Origin of the sequence: Pseudomonas sp. RGB (assembly GCF_007713445.1) — a bacterium.
Classification (GTDB): domain Bacteria; phylum Pseudomonadota; class Gammaproteobacteria; order Pseudomonadales; family Pseudomonadaceae; genus Aquipseudomonas.
Genome location: NZ_VMSH01000015.1, coordinates 42130 through 62125 on the forward strand (window position 1 = coordinate 42130; position 19996 = coordinate 62125).

At 59.5% G+C, this 19996-nt stretch carries 18 protein-coding genes; 6 read left to right on the forward strand and 12 right to left on the reverse strand.

The window, feature by feature from the left end; translation table 11 throughout:
* Positions 1–66 precede the first annotated feature (66 nt).
* From aspS to FPT15_RS24535, 4 genes are all read right to left on the reverse strand, one after another.
* Positions 67–1842 (reverse strand): aspartate--tRNA ligase, encoded by a 1776-nt coding sequence (gene aspS, locus FPT15_RS24520; protein ID WP_056858570.1) that lies wholly within the window; start codon positions 1840–1842, stop codon positions 67–69.
* Between the two features lie 107 nt (positions 1843–1949).
* Positions 1950–2171: an FmdB family zinc ribbon protein gene (locus FPT15_RS24525; RefSeq protein ID WP_017139808.1), complete on the reverse strand. Its 222-nt coding sequence runs from the start codon at positions 2169–2171 to the stop codon at positions 1950–1952.
* Between the two features lie 169 nt (positions 2172–2340).
* Complete coding sequence (locus tag FPT15_RS24530) at positions 2341–2682, reverse strand: ribbon-helix-helix domain-containing protein (RefSeq protein ID WP_145165355.1); 342 nt, start codon at positions 2680–2682, stop codon at positions 2341–2343.
* A 193-nt stretch (positions 2683–2875) separates the two neighbouring features.
* On the reverse strand, positions 2876–3349 hold the full coding sequence (locus FPT15_RS24535; RefSeq protein ID WP_003193874.1) for a Dps family protein: 474 nt from the start codon (positions 3347–3349) through the stop codon (positions 2876–2878).
* Between the two features lie 454 nt (positions 3350–3803).
* On the opposite strand from FPT15_RS24535, the gene FPT15_RS30270 reads away from it, so the two are divergent.
* Entirely contained in the window at positions 3804–4406 is a 603-nt protein-coding gene (locus tag FPT15_RS30270; protein WP_106578384.1) for a cold-shock protein, read from the forward strand.
* A 67-nt stretch (positions 4407–4473) separates the two neighbouring features.
* Here the strand turns inward: FPT15_RS30270 and FPT15_RS24545 are convergent, their stop codons facing one another.
* Both FPT15_RS24545 and FPT15_RS24550 read right to left on the reverse strand, forming a co-directional pair.
* The gene (locus FPT15_RS24545) at positions 4474–4680 is read right to left on the reverse strand and encodes a SlyX family protein (protein ID WP_005790924.1); all 207 of its coding nucleotides are present in this window, start codon (positions 4678–4680) and stop codon (positions 4474–4476) included.
* A gap of 3 nt (positions 4681–4683) precedes the next feature.
* The gene (locus FPT15_RS24550; RefSeq protein WP_145165357.1) at positions 4684–5109 is read right to left on the reverse strand and encodes an HIT domain-containing protein; all 426 of its coding nucleotides are present in this window, start codon (positions 5107–5109) and stop codon (positions 4684–4686) included.
* 742 nt (positions 5110–5851) lie between these two features.
* Here FPT15_RS24550 and FPT15_RS24555 point away from each other — a divergent pair.
* On the forward strand, positions 5852–7123 hold the full coding sequence (locus FPT15_RS24555) for an OprD family porin (protein ID WP_145165359.1): 1272 nt from the start codon (positions 5852–5854) through the stop codon (positions 7121–7123).
* 189 nt (positions 7124–7312) lie between these two features.
* Here FPT15_RS24555 and FPT15_RS24560 read toward each other — a convergent pair whose 3' ends face one another.
* Together FPT15_RS24560 and FPT15_RS24565 are read right to left on the reverse strand one after the other, a co-directional pair.
* Positions 7313–8155, reverse strand: a complete 843-nt coding sequence (locus FPT15_RS24560) for a mechanosensitive ion channel family protein (RefSeq protein ID WP_145165361.1) — start codon at positions 8153–8155, stop codon at positions 7313–7315.
* 136 nt (positions 8156–8291) lie between these two features.
* On the reverse strand, positions 8292–8777 hold the full coding sequence (locus tag FPT15_RS24565) for a YajQ family cyclic di-GMP-binding protein (RefSeq protein WP_003193880.1): 486 nt from the start codon (positions 8775–8777) through the stop codon (positions 8292–8294).
* 123 nt (positions 8778–8900) lie between these two features.
* Here FPT15_RS24565 and FPT15_RS24570 point away from each other — a divergent pair, with 123 nt between their 5' ends.
* Genes FPT15_RS24570 through FPT15_RS24580 form a run of 3 tightly spaced genes read left to right on the forward strand, consistent with a single transcriptional unit; the run spans position 8901 to position 12482 of the window.
* Complete coding sequence (locus FPT15_RS24570; protein WP_145165363.1) at positions 8901–9818, forward strand: putative 2-dehydropantoate 2-reductase; 918 nt, start codon at positions 8901–8903, stop codon at positions 9816–9818.
* Positions 9819–9864: 46 nt separating this feature from the next.
* On the forward strand, positions 9865–11901 hold the full coding sequence (locus tag FPT15_RS24575; protein ID WP_145165365.1) for a PAS domain-containing sensor histidine kinase: 2037 nt from the start codon (positions 9865–9867) through the stop codon (positions 11899–11901).
* Positions 11902–11903: 2 nt separating this feature from the next.
* Complete coding sequence (locus tag FPT15_RS24580; protein WP_145165367.1) at positions 11904–12482, forward strand: cob(I)yrinic acid a,c-diamide adenosyltransferase; 579 nt, start codon at positions 11904–11906, stop codon at positions 12480–12482.
* Positions 12483–12609: 127 nt separating this feature from the next.
* Here the strand turns inward: FPT15_RS24580 and FPT15_RS24585 are convergent, their stop codons facing one another.
* The 3 genes from FPT15_RS24585 to secA form a co-directional block, all read right to left on the reverse strand.
* Positions 12610–13554, reverse strand: coding sequence for a Nudix family hydrolase (locus FPT15_RS24585; protein ID WP_145165369.1), 945 nt, complete (start codon positions 13552–13554; stop codon positions 12610–12612).
* 20 nt (positions 13555–13574) lie between these two features.
* Positions 13575–14792, reverse strand: coding sequence for a bifunctional glutamate N-acetyltransferase/amino-acid acetyltransferase ArgJ (gene argJ, locus FPT15_RS24590; protein ID WP_145165371.1), 1218 nt, complete (start codon positions 14790–14792; stop codon positions 13575–13577).
* 124 nt (positions 14793–14916) lie between these two features.
* Positions 14917–17652: a preprotein translocase subunit SecA gene (secA, locus tag FPT15_RS24595; protein WP_106578375.1), complete on the reverse strand. Its 2736-nt coding sequence runs from the start codon at positions 17650–17652 to the stop codon at positions 14917–14919.
* A 307-nt stretch (positions 17653–17959) separates the two neighbouring features.
* Between secA and FPT15_RS24600 the strand changes: the two genes are divergently transcribed.
* Positions 17960–18418, forward strand: coding sequence for a DUF721 domain-containing protein (locus FPT15_RS24600; RefSeq protein ID WP_145165373.1), 459 nt, complete (start codon positions 17960–17962; stop codon positions 18416–18418).
* Here the strand turns inward: FPT15_RS24600 and FPT15_RS24605 are convergent, their stop codons facing one another.
* A complete protein-coding gene (locus FPT15_RS24605) occupies positions 18419–19897 on the reverse strand; it encodes a helicase HerA-like domain-containing protein (protein ID WP_145165375.1) in 1479 nt (492 codons plus the stop codon). It lies immediately after the preceding gene.
* Positions 19898–19996: the final 99 nt, after the last annotated feature.

Here is a 19996-nt window from a genome sequence, read left to right on the forward strand (position 1 = left end):
AAAGGCGCATCCGAAGATGCGCCTTTTTAGACTGCGTAAACCTCAGTGCGCTTTCACGCAGCAGCCTTACTCAGCCTTTGGCGTCTCGCGCAGACGGATGTGCAACTCGCGCAGCGCCTTGGCATCCACCACGCCCGGAGCCTGGGTCATTACGTCCGCAGCACTCTGAGTTTTCGGGAAGGCGATCACTTCACGGATCGACTGGGCGCCGGTCATCAGCATTACCAGACGGTCCAGACCGAATGCCAGGCCGCCGTGCGGCGGAGCGCCGTACTTCAGGGCATCGAGCAGGAAGCCGAATTTCTCTTCCTGTTCCGCTTCGTTGATGCCCAACAGGCGGAAGACCGCTTGTTGCATCTCTTTGCGGTGGATACGGATCGAACCGCCACCCAGTTCGGTGCCGTTCAAGACCATGTCGTAGGCACGCGACAGCGCGCCTGCCGGGTTGGCTTCCAACTCTTCAGGCGAGCACTTCGGTGCAGTGAACGGGTGGTGCAAGGCGCTGAAGCTGCCGTCGTCGTTTTCTTCGAACATCGGGAAGTCGACGACCCACATCGGTGCCCACTTGCAGGTCAGCAGGTCCAGGTCGTGGCCCAGCTTGATCCGCAGCGCGCCCAGGGCTTCGCTGACGATCTTGGCTTTGTCGGCGCCGAAGAACACGATGTCGCCGTCAACCGCACCGACGCGATCGAGGATCGCGTTCAGGTTGTCCAGCGGAATGTTCTTCACGATCGGCGATTGCAGGCCGTCAACGCCATTGGCGCGCTCGTTGACCTTGATGTACGCCAGGCCCTTGGCACCGTAGATGCCGACGAACTTGGTGTAGTCGTCGATCTGCTTGCGCGGCATGCTCGCGCCGCCAGGCACGCGCAGGGCGGCGATGCGGCATTTAGGGTCGTTGGCCGGGCCGCTGAACACCTTGAAGTCGACTTCCTTGAGCTGGTCGGCCACGTCCACCAGTTCCAGCGGGATACGCAGGTCTGGCTTGTCGGAACCGTAGCGGCGCATGGCTTCTTCGAAGGTCATGTGCGGGAACTCGCCGAATTCCAGGTCCAGCACTTCCTTGAACAGGTTGCGGATCATTTGTTCGGTCAGGCCCATGATCTCTTTTTCATCGAGGAAGCTGGTCTCGATGTCGATCTGGGTGAATTCCGGCTGGCGGTCGGCGCGCAGGTCTTCGTCGCGGAAGCACTTGGCGATCTGGTAGTAACGGTCGAAGCCGGCCACCATCAGCAGCTGCTTGAACAGTTGCGGCGATTGCGGCAAGGCGAAGAAGGAACCGGCGTGTGTACGGCTCGGCACCAGGTAGTCACGCGCGCCTTCCGGGGTGGCCCGGGTGAGGATCGGCGTTTCGACGTCGAGGAAGCCGTTTTCGTCGAGGAAGCGGCGGATGCTGGTGGTCATGCGCGAACGCAGGCGCAGCTTCTCGGCCATTTCCGGACGACGCAGGTCCAGGAAGCGGTAGCGCAGGCGAGTTTCTTCGCCGACGTCGGAGTATTCGTTGAGCGGGAACGGCGGGGTTTCCGACTCGTTCAGCACTTCCAGCTCGTAACCCAGCACTTCAATCGCGCCGGACGCCATGTTCGCGTTCACGGCACCGGCCGGACGCAGGCGAACCTTGCCGGTGATTTTCACAACGTATTCGCTGCGCACGCGGTCGGCGGCGGCGAAGCTTTCAGCGCGGTCCGGATCGAACACCACCTGGGCCAGACCATCACGATCACGGATATCGAGGAAGATCACCCCGCCGTGGTCACGGCGACGGTGAACCCATCCGCACAGGGTGATTTCCTGACCATCCAGGGTCTCGTTCAGTTGGCCGCAATAGTGGCTGCGCATCATGATAGTGGTTTCACTTCTCGTAATTCGAATTTCGGTGGAGGCTCGCCTCGTCACCGTACAGTTAAGCAGGGGACGGATAATGCAGGAGCCTGCGCGTAGAGTTCAACTCAGTCTGCTTTGTCGCCGCCCGCCAGATTCTTCTTGGCGCCGGTCTTGAAGTCGGTCTCGTACCAGCCACCGCCGCTCAGGCGAAAGCCCGGCATGGACAACATCTTCTTCAGCTCAGGTGCCTGGCAGGCAGGGCAATCGACCAGCGGCGCTGCGCTGATTTTCTGAATGGCTTCCAACTGATGACCACAGGAAGCACATTGATAATCGTACATGGGCATGGAGATGTCTCGGCGATCAGATCATTACTGCGCTGCACCCGCCCTGTGGGTAAAGACCCGGCACGCGCAGCAAAGCGCGGGATTATATCTGGTAAATCGAAGCAGCGCAGCCGGCTTTCTGCCCCAGGCCTTGCCCGCCCGGGCAGCGGGCCGGCCCGGTGCCACCTGACTAGTCAGGGTGGTGCGACGCCGTACTGCCTTTTAATACGTGAACCACGCACACCACCCTGACCAAGCCACTGAAGTTCTTCACTCCTCCGTAACGCAAATGCACTTCCCGATCGACATAAGACAGCAATGCGCTGACTGAGCAGGCATTGAGCCTGGCTATCTCCGTGAGGATATTCCAATAGATCTGCTCGAGCCGCAGGCACGTGGAAAACCCGTTGAGCCTGACCGACCGGGACAATGGCTTGGCCAGTCCCATATCGAACCCTTTAGCAAAAGGATCGACTTTTATCTTATGAAAACCACAGGTTTCCATCACTCCACTACCCACTCCGCGTGACATACACCTGACACTCCATTGCCAAACAGCAGCCCATGGGTTTCTCCCATCGGACAATGGCCCTATAAAACAGCAGGACGTGCGGGGCAGCCAGAAGACGCGGAGTCGATAGTCGTAGGACAACGCCAGGAAGCGCAGAGAAACAAGCGAGCGGCGCCAGGACGGCACCACTCGGTTTGCTTTTGGGGCTGGAGCGTTACTGGTTTTCGAGCAGGGAACGCAGCATCCACGCCGTTTTTTCGTGAACCTGCATACGCTGGGTCAGCAGATCGGCGGTCGGCTCATCGCTGACCTTATCGAGCAACGGGAAGATACCGCGCGCGGTGCGGGTCACGGCTTCCTGGCCCGCCACCAATTGCTTGATCATCTCTTCTGCGCTGGGCACACCCTCTTCTTCCTTGATCGAAGACAGACGGGCGTAGATCGAATAGGCACCCGGCGCCGGGAAGCCCAGGGCACGGATACGCTCGGCAATGGAGTCCACCGCCAACGCGAGTTCGTTGTACTGCTCTTCAAACATCAAGTGCAGCGTACGAAACATGGGGCCGGTGACGTTCCAATGGAAGTTGTGGGTCTTCAAATACAGTACATAGGTATCGGACAGCAGCCGTGAAAGCCCATCGACGATGGATTTACGATCTTCTTCACTGATACCAATATCGATTGCCATGTTTTTCCCCTTCAATTGACGAGCATTCATTGATCAGGTGCAGGACCACTCTAGCAAGAGTGCAAGCCGTGTGCAGCCCGACACACGCAACTGGCGTGCGGCAAATCGCCCCTCTGCATGACAGGCTTGCTCACCCAGCAGTCCTGGTTCAATCGGCGGCGCGCAGGCCTCAGCCTCAAGTAGGAAAACGCCCAAAATGCCGCCGAAAAAGTCCGCACCTGTCTAGGACAAGTGTTTGAAGCAGAAATGCCATCGCGCCTGCAACACCCCGAAATGCTTGATTTGAGTAGGCACAGCCTTTGCTGTTAAATAGACGGCGTGTGGTTGCCGTTAATTTGCGCGGCACACCACATAGGCTGATACCCGTGCACGTGCCCAACGCCTCCCATTGTTCAGAAGCGAACCGTGCCCGTCAGCTCTTCCTTGTGATCCTTCTTAACGTGAGTTAATCAAAATGTTGAAAATCGTCCACCTGCTAACGGGCGTTGCAGCGTTGCTGCTGTCCTTTATACCGAGCTTGCAACAGGGAAGCCCTCCCTACCTGGAACAACACGACGCTCTGTACCTGGCCTTGTTCGGCCTTCTTAACCTGACGCTGGCACCGGTGATCCCGTACTGGAACAAAGGCACACGTCATCAACTGCAAAACCTGGTCAGCGCGCTGCTGGTACTGACCGTTGTCGTTCAAACCCTCACCCTCCTGGCACCTATGCCTGAAGTCGGCGGCCACCCGGCTATCCTGCTCAGCCTGGTGATTGCTGTGGTCGCTATCGTTCTTCACCTGGCCATCAGCTTCTACCGTTCGTCCCCTGCGGCCGCGACGCAAAACTACGACATGACCAACCGGGATACCGGTACCGTGAAGTGGTTCAACACCTCCAAAGGCTTCGGCTTTATTTCCCGCGATTCGGGCGACGATATCTTCGTCCACTTCCGGGCCATCCGTGGCGAAGGCCACCGCGTTCTGGTCGAAGGCCAGCGCGTGGAGTTCTCCGTCATGAACCGTGACAAAGGCCTGCAAGCCGAAGACGTGATCGCGGCATTGCCGCGTCGCTGATACTTTTCTCGGCGTAAAAAAAACCGCGATCCAGCCCTGCTGGGTCGCGGTTTTTTTATGGCACGCATTAATAATGTGGCGGCGGCGCTTCTTCTTCGGATGACTCGAACTGGCCACCCATTTCTTCCTGACGCTTGAGCAGCGCCGTCATCTGCAGCTGCAGGCGCTCTACCGCCCGCTGCTGGGTGACCAGAATGTCATTGAGGGTCTCGATGGTGTCGTCCTGAAAGGCCAGGCGGCTTTCCAGGTCGGTGACGCGTTCTTGCAGATCCATAATTCAGTCCTGGCTAAAGATGAAGCCGGCAGGCAATAAAGCGCGCAGTCGAGCGCGTATCGCCGTTACTTGCTCTTCGGTGTACGGCCGGGCCGGATGCTTGCCCCACACCGGTGCAGGCCAGGCGGCATCATCACGCTTGCGCACGATCACGTGCACGTGCAACTGGCTGACCACGTTACCCAGCGCACCAATGTTCATCTTGTCGGCTGCCCACCCTTCGTTCAACAACGCCGCCAGGGCGGTTGTTTCCTGCCACAAGGTTTGCTGATCGGCGACATCCAGCTGAAACACTTCACTGATACCGTCAATGCGCGGCACCAGGATGAACCACGGGTAATTCGAGTCATTGGACAGCAGCAGGCGGCAGAGCGGGAAGTCCCCAATAGCCAGTGTGTCTTGTTGCAGGCGTTGGTCTAAGGCGAACACGCGGGCACTCCGTTTGGCAGGTCAATTTCAGGTGCCCAGCATACCTTTGAATGCGCAATGCTTCACGGCGAATGCGCAAAGCCTCGATGCATGCGGATAAAAAACGTGCCCCCTTTAGAGGCAAGCGAATATTTGAGCTACGCTGAATCGGGCCTCGACGGAATGCACCAAAATGACCCACCCGTGCCTCAAAGGGATCCGCCGATTACCCACTCATGAGGGTCAACCGGTAACGTTTTTACCTGGCACAGGATTTATGCAGCCCTTCAGAGGTGTAACGCCTGGGCGTCAAGCCCAAACCAAACGGCGTAAAAAGCCCGTGCTTATGCGGTTTTTACACTCCCGTAACGTTTTTCACGAAAAAATGACATTTGGTTACCGCTTTGTGCACGCTTGTTGCATTCACCCCACTATCGTCGGCAACGGCACCCGTTTGGAAGCAGGTGTTTCGCGATAAAAACACAAGCGATTGAGTGCGTATCACGGAAGATTTCAAACTTCGAAAGCGGTCTGAAAACAGCACTTAAGTTGTCAGCCTGGTTACAGTCGGGCTGTGAATTTGCGACATGGAAATAGCAATTTACGACAGCCTCGTAAAGAAGCTGAAAGGATAGATGGGTAAGTATCGTCAATAGGGTCCGCGTGATATAACTTTGCGCCGACACAAAAAAGAAAGAGCCGCCCAGATAAAAATACAGGTGGGACGGCAGTACTCTTCCTAAAACCAAAGGAGCAAATCACGATGCGCGTGATGAAGTGGAGCATGATCGCCCTGGCTGTTTCAGCAGGCACCTCGCAGTTCGCAATGGCGTCCGCCCAGGACGACTCCAAGGGCTTTGTTGAAGACAGTACTTTCAGCATCAACACTCGTTTGCTGAACTTCAGCCGCGACTTCCGTAACAACGACACCGGCAAAAGCCGTGTAGACGAAACCGGCCTGGGCTTCAACGGCCTGTTCCAGTCGGGCTACACCCAAGGCACCATCGGCGTCGGTGTTGATGTGATCGGCCTGCTGGGCGTGAAACTCGACAGCGGCAAGGGTCGTTCGGGCACTGGCCTGTTCCCTACCGGTGCAGACGGCCGCTCGCAAGACGACTACTCCAAAGGCGGCGGCGCTGTTAAGTTCCGCATCTCCGACACCGTGCTCAAAGTCGGCGACCAGTACACCACCGCGCCAGTCTTCGCCTCCGATGACAGCCGCTTGCTGCCAGAGCTGCCGCAAGGTATCTCGATCACCAGCAACGAGATCAAGGGCCTGAAACTCGAAGGTGGTCACTTCACCTCCAGCGTGGCACAAGCACAGACTTACCGTGACAGCCTGGGCCTGACCAAAACCGACTTCATCGGTGGTGTGTACGCCCTGACTCCAGAAGTCAGCGCCAGCCTTTACTACGCGAAGACTGAAGACTACTGGAAGAAAACCTACGCCAACCTGAACTGGACTCACGCGCTGAGCAACGAACAGTCCCTGGCCGTTGACTTCAACATCTACAGCACCAAGAGCGACGGCGCCGGCCTGCAACGCGCAGAAAAAGACGGCACCACCAAACTGGACAACCGTGCCTACAGCTTGCAAGGCGCGTACACCATCCAGGCTCACACGTTCACCCTGGCCTACCAGAAAGTCAGCGGTGACGGTGACTACGGCTACGGCGTAGACGGCGGCGGCACGATTTTCCTGGCCAACTCCATCGCCCGTTCCGACTTCAACGCAGAAGACGAGAAATCGTTCCAGGCTCGTTACGACCTGAACATGGCCACCTTCGGCGTGCCAGGCCTGAGCTTCATGACTCGCTACGTTAAAGGTACCGGCGCTAACACCGCAGAGACCTCCAACGGCAAAGAGTGGGAACGTGACATCGAAGCCAAGTACGTGATTCAGAGCGGTCCAGCAAAAGACCTGAGCCTGCGCGTGCGTCAAGCGACCTATCGTTCGTCTGATGGCGTGTACTACGGTTCGGCGTCTATCGACGAACTGCGTCTGATCGCGCAATACCCGCTGAACATCTTGTAATTGCCAGTTTGATTACAACGATGGCTTAAGGCCTCGGCCTTAAATAAAAAGCCGCTCCCCTGTTTGCAAGGGAGCGGCTTTTTTATTGCAGTTTTATTTCTTTGGAAAAATAACTAGCAAGCTAACTAACGAGATTAACTGCGCGCAATGAACCTGACCATTCGGCCAAGTTCGATACGTTGCGCTTAGTTATTTCGCAGCCGGTTCCTGCATCACGCGAATAACGCGCTGTGGAAACGGAATATCAATGCCCGCGCCTTTCAAACGATCACGCGCCAGTTCATTAAGCATGAACACCACGTCCCAGTAATCGGACGTCTTGGTCCAGCAACGCAAAGACACGGTGATCGAACTGTCGCCCAACGTCGACACTACCGCCACCGCTGCAGGGTCTGTCAGCACGCGCGGGTCTTTCGCCAATTCCAGCAGCACTTCACGGGCTTTCTGCAAGTCGGCTTCGTAGTCGACACCCACGTCAAACACTACCTTGCGGGTAGGCTGGCGGTTGGTGTTGGTGATGATGCCGTTGGACAGGATGCCGTTAGGCACAATCACGGTTTTGTTGTCGCCGGTACGCAGCACGGTGTGGAAGATCTGGATGCTGTCGACAGTGCCGGAAGTGCCCTGGGCCTCGATCCAGTCACCGATGCGGAATGGGCGGAACAGCAGAATCAGCACGCCACCGGCGAAGTTGGCCAGGCTGCCTTGCAACGCCAGGCCGATGGCCAGGGTAGCCGCACCGATGGCGGCGACGAACGAGGTGGTTGCCACGCCGATCATCGAGGCCACGCTGACAATCAGCATAACTTTCAATGCGATGTTGGCAAGGCTGGTGATGAAGTGCTGCAGCGCCAGGTCCGCATTGCGGATGGCCAGCAAGCGCCCCACGCGGTGGGTAAATACGTTAATCAGCCACCAGCCGATGGCCAGGGTTATCACTGCCAGCAACACCCGGCTGCCGTATTCCATAATCATCGGGATCCAGGACTGCGAGGTCTTGATCAGGTGATCCACTTCAGCGTTCAAATCCATCTATCTTCTCCTGTTACGCGGATGTGCGGCTTGATTGACTGCCATAAAACGCAAATGAGCCCCGTGGGGCTCAAGTGTAGGCACAGACTCTGGGGCGTGGGACGTCAAAAACACCCACAGGTTCCGCGAAGTGCCATCAGTCGCGGAAGTTATTGAACTGCAGCGGCATGTCGAAGGTCTTGGCGCGCAGGGCAGCGATTGCCTCTTGCAGATCGTCACGCTTCTTGCCGGTCACGCGAACCTGTTCACCCTGGATGGCGGCCTGGACTTTCAGCTTGGCATCCTTGATGTGGGCGACGATCTTCTTTGCCAGCTCTTTGTCGATGCCTTCCTTGAGCACGGCTTCCTGCTTCATCAGCTTGCCGGAGGCGTAGGCGTCCTTGACTTCAAGGCACTGCACGTCGATCTTGCGCTTGACCAGGGCCAGCTTGAGAATCTCGATCATCGCTTCCAGCTGGAAATCGGCTTCAGCGGTCAGGTTGACGGTCAGTTCCTTTTCCTTGAACTCGAAGCTGCCCTTGCCTTTCAAGTCATAGCGACGGTCCAGTTCCTTGACGGCGTTCTCGACGGCGTTGGTGACTTCGTGTTTGTCCAGTTCGGATACCACGTCGAACGAAGGCATGTCATTTCTCCAATATAAGGGGCGGGCTCAGTAGAGATGGAGCGCGCCCAAGCTAAAATGCCGAGGCATTATAGCGGTTCTTTCGCCCTGTTCACTGTGAGCGACCCTACGGAGCACAAACTCATGTCGACTACCTGGCACATTCTCGGCGCCGGCAGCCTGGGCACACTGTGGGCCACACGCCTGTCGCGCGCGGGCGTGCCTGTGCGGCTGATCCTGCGGGATGAGGCGCGCCTTTCCAGCTACCGGCAGGCAAAAGGCCTGACGCTGGTAGAGCATGGCGTAGAGCAGACCTACTCAGTGATCGGCGAAACACCCCACAGCCAAGAACCCATTCATCGTCTGCTGGTGGCGTGCAAAGCCTACGACGCCGAAACCGCCATCGCACAGCTGCAACACCGGCTGGTACCGGACGCCGAACTGATCCTGTTGCAAAACGGCCTGGGCAGCCAGGACGCCGTGGCCGCGCAGCTGCCGCAGGCTCGCTGCATCTTCGCCTCCAGCACTGAAGGCGCATTCCGCGACGGCGATTGGCGCGTGGTCTTCGCCGGTCATGGCTACACCTGGCTGGGGGACGCGGGCCACCCGACGCCACCGCTGTGGCTGGACGACCTGCACGCCGCCGGCATTCCCCACGAATGGAGCACCGATATTCTCACCCGCCTGTGGCGCAAGCTGGCCCTCAATTGCGCCATCAACCCACTGACCGTGCTGTACCAATGCCGCAACGGCGACCTGCAAGCGCATCAATGTGAAGTCGCGACCTTGTGCGCCGAGTTGACCGAGCTGCTCGAATGTTGCGGCCAACCGGCGGCGGCCGAGGATTTGCACAGTGAAGTAAAACGGGTGATCCAGGCGACCGCAGCCAACTACTCCTCCATGTATCAGGACGTGGCCAACGCCCGGCGCACCGAAATCAGCTACCTGCTGGGCTACGCTTGCCAGGCGGCGGCCCGCCATCAGTTGGTGCTGCCGCATCTGCAACAGCTGCAAGCGCGGCTGATCGACCACTTACGCGCACGCGGATTGGCCACCGACTGAGGCACGCGCTACCCTGCCTACCTGTCTATCACCTGGGAAAACCCTGATGCCACTGCGCCAGCGTCTTGAAAATCTACCGGTAGGGCAGAAACTGCTGGCCGCCCTGCTGGTGTTGTTGACCACCGTGTTGTTGGTGGCCAACCTGACGTTTATCAGCGCCGCCTACTGGATCTCCCAGGAAAGCATGGCCCCGCAGGCGTTGCAGGCCATCGGTCGCCTGGTGTCCAACCCCGCCCTCGCCGCCGAAGCCCTCGAATCCCCGGCCAAGGCCGACGCCCTGCTCAGCGAGTTGACCAGTTACTCGCCATTACGCGCCGCCGCGTTATATGACGGCGAAGGCACCCGCCTGGCCCAAATGCAACATGGCAACCGCCTGCACCTGCCGGACAACTACCGGCATATCGAGGCCTGGCGCGTCACCGAATTTCGCAGCAACCAGGTCATCACCCTGCCCCGCGCCGGCCAGCCTCCGGGGCATTTACTGTTGGTGGCTAGCAGCGAGCTACCCGTGGCGTTCTATACCGGCACGCTGACAGCCAGCCTGGGCATCCTGATTTTCAGTGTGCTGCTCTGGCTGGTCATCGCCCGGCAGATCAAACGCTTGATCACCCGCCCGATTCACGAACTCGAGGAGCTCTCGCGCCAGGTGACCCGCGAAGAAAACTACGCGCTGCGTGCCGGGCGCGGCAACCATGATGAAATCGGCAGCCTGGCCGAAGCGTTCAACACCATGCTGTCGCGCATCGAAGCCCGCGAACATCAGCTCAAGCGAGCGCGGGACGACTCCCAGGCCGCCTACGCCCAAGCCCAGGGCCTGGCCGAAGAGACGCGTCATACCAACCGCAAGCTGGAACTCGAGGTGCAGGTTCGCAGCAAGATCGAGAAAAAACTCACGGGCTTCCAGAACTACCTGAACAGCATTATCGACTCGATGCCTTCTGCGCTGATCGCCCTGGACGAACAACTCTACGTCACCCAGTGGAATCAGGAAGCCACTGCGCTTTCCGGCACGCGCCTGGACGAAGCGCTGAACCAGCCGATCTTCCTCGCGTTCCAGCCGCTCAAGCCCTACCTGCCGCAAATCAAGGCCACGGTTGAGCAACACACGGTTGAACGCATTGAGCGCGTCACCTGGATAAAGGATGACGAGGCCAAGCATTACGCCCTGACCTTTTACCCCTTGATGGGCGGCGCCGGGCGCGGGGTGGTGATCCGTATCGACGACATCACCCAGCGCTTGTCCCTGGAAGAAATGATGGTGCAGTCGGAGAAAATGCTCTCCGTCGGCGGCCTGGCCGCAGGCATGGCCCACGAAATCAACAACCCGCTCGGGGCGATCCTGCACAACGTGCAGAACATCCGCCGCCGCCTGTCCCCCGACCTGCCGAAAAACCTGGAACACGCGGAACAGGCGGGCATCGAACTGGAGGTGGTCAACCGCTACCTGCAGGGCCGCGAAGTCCCGCAATTGCTCGATGGCATCCAGCAAGCCGGCGCACGCGCGGCGAAGATCGTCACGCATATGCTCAGTTTCAGCCGCCGCAGCAATCGCCAAATGGCGCCTTGCGATTTGCCAGCACTGATCGACCAGGCGGTGGAAATTGCCGGCAATGACTTCGACCTGACGATCGGCTTCGACTTCAAGGGCCAGGCAATCATCCGCCAGTTCGACCCGCAGCTCGGCCCGGTGCCCGGCACCGCCAACGAACTGGAACAGGTACTGCTCAACCTGTTGAAAAACGCCGCCCAGGCCATTCACCTGCGTGAAGACGACCGCGAGCCCGGGCGCATTATTTTACGTACCCGCCTCAACCCGCCCTGGGCGGAGATCCAGGTGGAAGACAATGGCATCGGCATGAGCGAAAACGTGCGCAAACGCACGTTCGAGCCGTTCTTCACCACCAAGGAAATCGGCCAAGGCACCGGGCTGGGGCTGTCGGTGTCGTATTTCATCGTCACCAATAACCACAAAGGCCAGATGGAAGTGCACTCCACCCTCGGCCAAGGCACCTGCTTCACCCTGCGCCTGCCGCTGGCCGGCAGCCAAATGCCACCCTTTGACCTGACTCAACTGGAGCAATAACCATGGGCTTTCGCCTGTCGAAGATCTACACCCGTACCGGCGACACAGGCGAGACCGGCCTGGGCGACGGCCGTCGCGTGCCCAAGGACCACCCGCGCGTGGAAGCCATCGGCGAGGTGGACACGCTCAACAGCCAGTTGGGTTTACTGCTGGCCAGCCTTGAAGAGCAGAGCGGCAAGCATCCGCAACTGAACGACGTGATTGAGGTGCTTACCCCTTGCCAGCATCGGTTGTTCGACTTGGGCGGTGAGCTGGCGATGCCGGTGTACAAGGCATTGAATGCGGCCGAAGTTGATCGGCTGGAAGCGGCGATTGACCGCTGGAATGAGGAAGTCGGGCCGCTGGAAAACTTCATCTTGCCCGGTGGTTCCGCGCTGATCGCCCAAGCCCACGTGTGCCGCAGCCTGGCGCGCAGTGCGGAGCGGCGGTGTCAGCAGTTGAATGCGGTTGAACCGTTGGAAGGCGTGGGGTTGGCGTACATCAATCGGTTGTCGGACTTGTTGTTTGTGGCGGCACGGGTGATTGCCAAGCGCCAGGGTGTGGCTGAGGTGTTGTGGCAGGCGGCGGCTAAGCCACACTGAGTTTTTGGGGTGACTGATCTGGCCCCTTCGCGCGCAAGCCCGCTCCCACAGTTGACTGCATTCCAACGTTGAAACCCAGTCGACTGTGGGAGCGGGCTTGCTCGCGAAGAGGCCCGTCAGAACAACATCAAACCTGCGGCCAAAACGCCCGAATACCTGCCACACCCTGAGCCCCAGCGGCCCACGCCTGCTCCCGCTCAGCCGGCCCTACGCCGCCGAGCAAAAACACCGGCTTGCTGAACCCACGGATCAACTCGGCCGCCTGCTCCCACCCCAATGGCTGAGCATCCGGGTGCGTCTGGGTCGGCTGCACCGGTGACAGCGTGACAAAATCCACGTCCATCATTTCCGCCAGCGCCAGTTCTTCAGCGTTGTGGCAGGAGGCCGCCAACCAGCGATCCTTGGGCAGTGGGCGTCCCTTGCTCGCGTATTTACGCAACTGCGCCGACGTCATGTGCCAGCCGGCCGCCGGGAAATCCCCCAGCCACTCAAACGGGCCCTTGAGCATCAATTGCGCCTTGCCGGCACACAAGCCAACGGCGTCCACCGCCAGGTCACGGTATTTAGGGTCGTAACCATTGGGCGCACGCAGCTGAACCAGCTTGATGCCCCCGGCAATCGCCTTTTGAATACCGCGCAGCAAGGTCGGGGTTTCCAGCTCGCCCGGGGTAATCAGGTACTCAGCCGGCAGCCGCGCCGCCGCCACGATCGGCGCATTCGCCGCCGGGAACGCATAGTTGATCAAGTCTCGCGGAGCCACCCATTCCAACGGCTGCCCTTCGGCACCGTGAGGCTCGCCGGTAAAGGCCGAGACTTCCCAGACATCCAGCAACACCTGCTTGTCCGGGTAGTCATGCTGCACCTTGATCAGCGGGCGTGCCGTGGTGACCTGGATGCCCAGTTCTTCCTGCAATTCGCGGGACAAGGCGGCAGCAACCGATTCATCGGCCTCCACCTTGCCACCGGGAAATTCCCAGAGGCCGCCCTGATGCTGGGTATCGGCGCGGCGCGCCAGCAGGATCCTGCCATCGACACCGCGGATCACCGCTGCTGCTACATGCACTCGTTTCACCGCGCTTATCCTCTTGGCTGTCAGGTGCGGTATTCCGCATTGATCTTCACGTACTCGTGGGACAGGTCAGTGGTCCAGATCGTTTCGCTGCACTCACCGCGACCCAGTTCGATGCGGATGGTGATTTCTTCCTGCTGCATCACTGCCGAGCCCTGGGCTTCGGTGTAGGTTTCGGCGCGGGCGCCACGGCTGGCAATGCACACCTCGCCAAGGAACACGTCGATCTTGCTCACGTCCAGGTCAGGCACGCCGGCACGGCCAACGGCGGCGAGGATGCGGCCCCAGTTCGGGTCAGAGGCAAACAAGGCAGTCTTGATCAGCGGCGAGTGGGCCACGGTGTAGCCAACGTCCAGGCATTCCTGGTGGTTGGCGCCGCCGTTGACTTCCACGGTTACGAACTTGGTCGCGCCTTCGCCGTCACGCACGATGGCCTGGGCCACGTCCATGCACACCTCGAACACCGCCTGCTTCAAGGCGGCGAACAGCGGGCCTTCGGTGGAGGTGATTTCCGGCAGGTTGGCCTGGCCGGTCGCAATCAACATGCAGCAGTCGTTGGTCGAGGTATCGCCATCGATGGTGATGCGGTTGAACGATTTGTTGGCGCCGTCCAGCATCAAGCGTTGCAGCACGTCGCGGGAGACTTTGGCGTCGGTGGCGATGTAGCCGAGCATGGTGGCCATGTTCGGGCGGATCATGCCTGCGCCTTTGCTGATGCCGGTCACGGTGATGGTCACGCCGTCGTGCACGAACTGACGGCTCGCGCCTTTTGGCAGTGTGTCGGTGGTCATGATGCCCGTGGCAGCGGCAGCCCAGTTATCCACAGACAAGTCATCCAGCGCGGCTTGCAGGGCGCCTTCGATTTTTTCCACCGGCAGTGGCTCACCGATTACACCGGTGGAGTAAGGCAGCACTTGGCTGGCGTCTACGCCAGCCAACTGGGCCAGCTTGGCGCAGGTGCGGGCAGCGGCCACCAGGCCAGGCTCGCCGGTGCCGGCGTTGGCGTTACCGGTGTTGGTCAGCAGGTAGCGAATCGAACCGGCCACGCGTTGTTTGGCCAGGATTACCGGCGCGGCGCAGAACGCATTGAGGGTGAATACACCGGCGACAGTCGAACCTTCGGCACAGCGCATCACCACCACATCCTTGCGCCCGGGGCGCTTGATGCCGGCCGAAGCGATACCGAGTTCAAAACCGGCAACCGGGTGCAATGTGGGCAAAGGACCAAGACCAACAGCCATGAATGCGCTCCTTAAAAATAGGTGATGTCTGTGCCGTCGCTATCGACGGTGGGAATTAATGGCAAAACGCCGCGACGGCTGATGCCGGTCGCGGCGCGGGGTGTTGCAGCGTCAGGCAAAAATCTTAGTTGATTTCGCCGTGGCAGTGTTTGAACTTCTTGCCCGAACCACACCAGCACAGTTCGTTGCGGCCCAGCTTCTGATCATTGCGAACCGGGGTTTGCGCCAAAGCCACATCGACCTCTTCGCCCAACACCTCAGGCGCTTCCAGGCCCGGTGCTTCGTCGTGCTGGAATTGCATGCGCGCAGCCAATGCTTCGGCTTCCTGGCGCAGGCGAGCTTCTTCCTCGATCGGGTCTTCGCGACGCACCTGAACGTGGGACAGCACGCGAATCGAATCGCGCTTGATCGAATCCAGCAGCTCGGAGAACAGCGTGAACGACTCGCGCTTGTACTCTTGCTTCGGGTTCTTCTGGGCGTAACCACGCAAGTGGATACCGTGACGCAAGTGGTCCATGGTCGACAGGTGGTCTTTCCACAGGTCGTCCAGCACACGCAGTACGATTTGTTTCTCGAAGGTGCGCAGCGCTTCCGCACTCGCCTGCTCTTCTTTCTCGTTGTACGCGGCCAGCAGCTCGGTCATCAGCTTTTCGCGCAGGGTTTCTTCGTACAGGTGATCGTCTTCGTCCAGCCACTGCTGAACCGGCAAGTCGACACCGAAATCGCTCTTCAACGCGGCTTCCAGACCAGCAACATCCCACTGCTCAGGCAGCGACTGCGGCGGGATATGCGCGCTGACGGTGGCGTTGAGCACGTCCTGACGGAAATCGGCAATGGTCTCGCCAATGTTGTCGGCGGCCAGCAACGTGTTACGCATGTGATAAATCACTTTACGCTGTTCGTTGTTGACGTCATCGAACTCGAGCAGTTGCTTACGAATGTCGAAGTTACGGCCTTCTACCTTGCGCTGGGCCTTCTCGATGGCGTTGGTCACCATGCGGTGCTCGATCGCTTCACCGGACTGCATGCCCAGAGCCTTCATGAAGTTCTTCACCCGATCGGAGGCGAAGATGCGCATCAGGCTGTCTTCCAGCGACAGGTAGAAACGGCTGGAACCGGCGTCACCCTGACGACCGGCACGACCACGCAGCTGGTTGTCGATACGGCGCGATTCGTGACGCTCGGAGGCGATCACCTGCAGGCCGCCGGATTCCAGCACGGCCTGGTGGCGTTTTTGCCAGTCGGCCTTGATCTGAGCGATCTGCTCAGGGCTCGGGTTTTCGAGCGCCGCGACTTCCACTTCCCAGTTACCGCCCAACAGGATGTCGGTACCACGACCGGCCATGTTGGTGGCAATGGTCAGTGCGCCTGGGCGACCGGCCTGGGCGATGATCTCGGCTTCTTTTTCGTGGAACTTGGCGTTGAGAACCTTGTGCTCGATGCCTTCCTTGTTGAGCAGGTTGGACACGTGCTCGGAAGTCTCGATGGTGGCAGTACCCACCAGGATCGGACGTCCCTGGGCCATGCCGTCCTTGATGTCGTTGATGATTGCCGCGTATTTCTCTTCGGCCGTCAGGAACACCAGGTCGTTGTAGTCTTTACGCGCCAGCGGCTTGTTCGGTGGAATCACCATCACGGCCAGGTTGTAGATCTGGTGGAACTCGAACGCTTCGGTGTCGGCCGTACCGGTCATGCCGGACAGTTTGTTGTACAGACGGAAGTAGTTCTGGAAGGTCGTGGAGGCCAACGTCTGGCTTTCAGCCTGGATGTTAAGCCCTTCCTTGGCTTCGATGGCCTGGTGCAGGCCTTCGGACAGACGACGACCCGGCATGGTACGGCCGGTGTGTTCGTCAACCAGCACGACCTGGCCGTCCTGGACAATGTATTCGACGTTGCGATGGAACAGCTTGTGGGCGCGCAGGCCGGCATACACGTGGGTCAACAGGCCCAGGTTGTGGGCCGAGTACAGGCTTTCGCCTTCGGCCAGCTCGCCGATCTGGGTCAGCATCTCTTCGACGAACTGGTGACCGGCTTCGTTGAGTTCGACCTGACGGGTCTTCTCGTCAATGGAGAAGTGACCTTCTTTGGTCACCACGCCTTCCACTTCTTCGATGTGCTGCTCCAGACGCGGGATCAACTTGTTGATCTCGGTGTACAGGCGCGAGCTGTCTTCGGCCTGGCCGGAGATGATCAGCGGGGTACGGGCTTCGTCGATGAGGATGGAGTCGACTTCGTCGATCACGGCAAAATTGAGTTCGCGCTGGAATTTTTCTTCCATGCTGAACGCCATGTTGTCGCGCAGGTAGTCGAAACCGAATTCGTTGTTGGTGCCGTAGGTGATGTCGGCCGCGTACGCGGCGCGCTTCTCTTCCGGCGGCTGGAACGGCGTTACCACGCCGACGGTCAGGCCGAGGAATTCATACAGCGGGCGCATCCAGTTGGCGTCCCGGCGAGCCAGGTAGTCGTTCACTGTCACAACGTGCACGCCCTTGCCGGACAGTGCGTTGAGGTAAACACCCAGGGTTGCCACCAGGGTCTTGCCTTCACCGGTGCGCATTTCGGCAATCATGCCTTCATGCAAGGTCATGCCGCCGATCAACTGCACGTCGAAGTGGCGCATGCCCATGACACGCTTACCGGCTTCACGGGCGACCGCAAAGGCTTCGGGAAGCAGCTTGTCGAGGGTTTCACCTTTGGCTATGCGGGCCTTGAACTCTTGGGTCTTGGCGCGCAATTGCTCGTCCGAAAGGGCAACCATCTGCTCTTCGAAGGCATTGACCAGCTGCACCGTCTTGAGCATGCGTTTAACTTCGCGCTCATTCTTGCTTCCAAAAAGTTTCTTTAACAAAGGCGCAAACATATCGGCAGGTTCTTCCACACATAGGGATGGAGGGCGCACCGTGAGTGGCCCGAGCAGCCCTCACGGCCGCATGCGAACGCGCATTCTACCCGGAATCGTGGGTGAGGAAAGTGGCGTTATTCCCCGATGCTGGCATGGCGCTGTGAGAGGGCCTGTTTAAAATAAGGGCTTTTGCTGGAACTTCAACCCATCAAGCGCAGAAGTTACCTATTGATTTTACGAGCAAAGCGCTGCGTGACGCATTGGCTGGGGGGCACACAGGCGCTTTCTGCTAAGATGGCGGCTCTGTTACTTAAGGTGTCTAAACATGGCATTTCGCCCTCTTACAGCCCGCGCGCCCAGCGTGTTGCTCCGCGAAGCCAAGCCGTTGAAAGCCATCTTCGGCCATGCGCAACGCTTGGGCCATTTGCAACGCCTGGTCGAAAGCCAGCTACAACCTGCCGCACGTGAACATTGCCATGTGGCGTCCTGGCGCGAAGGAAATTTGCTGTTAATTGTCACCGACGGTCATTGGGCGACCCGTTTGCGCTATCAGCAAAAACGCCTGCAGCGACAATTGATGGCCTTTGATGAATTTGCCAGTTTGACCCGTATCCAGTTCAAGGTGCAGCCGCCGACCGTGCAGCAAGGCGCGGTGGGGCACACCATCAACCTGTCGATAAATGCGGCCGAAACCATTCAGGCAACGGCCGACGGGATCAGCGATCCGGGCTTGCGCGCAGCACTGGAGCGATTGGCCGCGCACGCCAAGCCCAAATCTGAATAGCTACTTACGCTTGCTGCCGCCCAGCAACGAGCCCAACAAACCCCGCACCAACTGCCGGCCCATCTGATTGGCGGCCTGTTGCATGGCTGACTTGAGTGCCTTGCCGGCCGCAGTGCCCAAAAACGCCCCGGCCTTGTCGGTAAAGCTCGGTTCTTCGGCAGCAGGCGTGGCTGCCTCAGTCGGCCCGAGCTCCTTGCGCGCCATCAACACTTCATAGGCCGACTCTCGATCAATCGGCTTGTCATAGCGCCCCAGCAACGGCGAGCTGGCAATCAGCGCGGCGCGTTCGGTTTCGCTGAGCGGCCCGATGCGCGATTGCGGCGGCGCTACCAGCACGCGTTGGACTACTTCCGGCGTGCCCTTTTCCTGCAAGGTGCCCACCAGTGCCTCACCGGTGCCCAGCTCTGTGAGCACCGACAAGGTGTCGAATGCCGGGTTGGCCCGAAAGCCATCCGCTACCGCGCGCAGGGATTTCTGCTCTTTCGTGGTGAACGCCCGCAAGCCGTGCTGAATACGCAGACCAAGTTGCGCCAAGACCGTGTCAGGCAAATCAGCGGGGGATTGCGTGACAAAGTACACGCCGACACCCTTGGAGCGGATCAGGCGCACCACTTGCTCCAGTCGATCCTGCAGAGCCTTGGGCGTGTCGGCAAACAATAAATGCGCCTCATCGAAAAACAGCGCGAGCAACGGTTTGTCGGCATCCCCGCGCTCCGGCAATTGCTCGAACAGTTCGGCCAGCAGCCACAGCAGGAAAGTCGCATACACCTTGGGCGCCTCGTGCACCAGCCGGCTGGCGTCGAGCAGATGGATTCGCCCGCGGCCGTCGCTGGCCGGCTGCAAAATATCTTCAAGCTGCAGGGCCGGCTCACCAAACAAGGCTTCAGCGCCCTGTTGTTCAAGCACCGCCAGGCGCCGCAACAGCGCCTGGCTGGAGCCGGTGGTCATCAGCGCGGCATCGTCACCCAGCAGCTGCGGGTGATAGCGCAGATGGTTGAGCAACGCCTTGAGGTCTTTGAGGTCGAGCAGCAGCAGGCCTTCGCGGTCCGCCACTTTGAAGGTCGCATAGAGTGCCGACTGCTGGCTGTCGGTGAGTTCCAACAGGCTGCCGAGCAATAAAGGTCCCATTTCGCTGATGGTCGTGCGAAGCGGATGACCCGACTGCCCGTGGATATCCCACAGCGTTACCGGATAAGCCTTCGCCGTGTAATTAAGGAAGGGCATGCCCGCGATGCGCTCAGCCACTTTACCTTGAGGGTTCGCGGCAGCCCCCAGACCACACAGATCGCCTTTGATATCAGCGGCGAACACGGCCACACCCGCATCACTGAACGCTTCCGCCAGGCGCTGCAAGGTCACGGTCTTGCCGGTGCCCGTGGCGCCGGCAATCAGGCCGTGACGGTTGGCCAGGCGCATGGCCTGGGCGATGGGCTGGCCGTCGGGGCCGGCGCCAATAAGGAGTTGCGAGGAGTCAGGCATTTCGTCACCTTTGGTTAATCTTTAGTGCCGCAAGGTCGATACAGATAATTGTAAGACCCACAAAGTCTAAAAACAGGTCGGATGGCTCCTACAGGGACT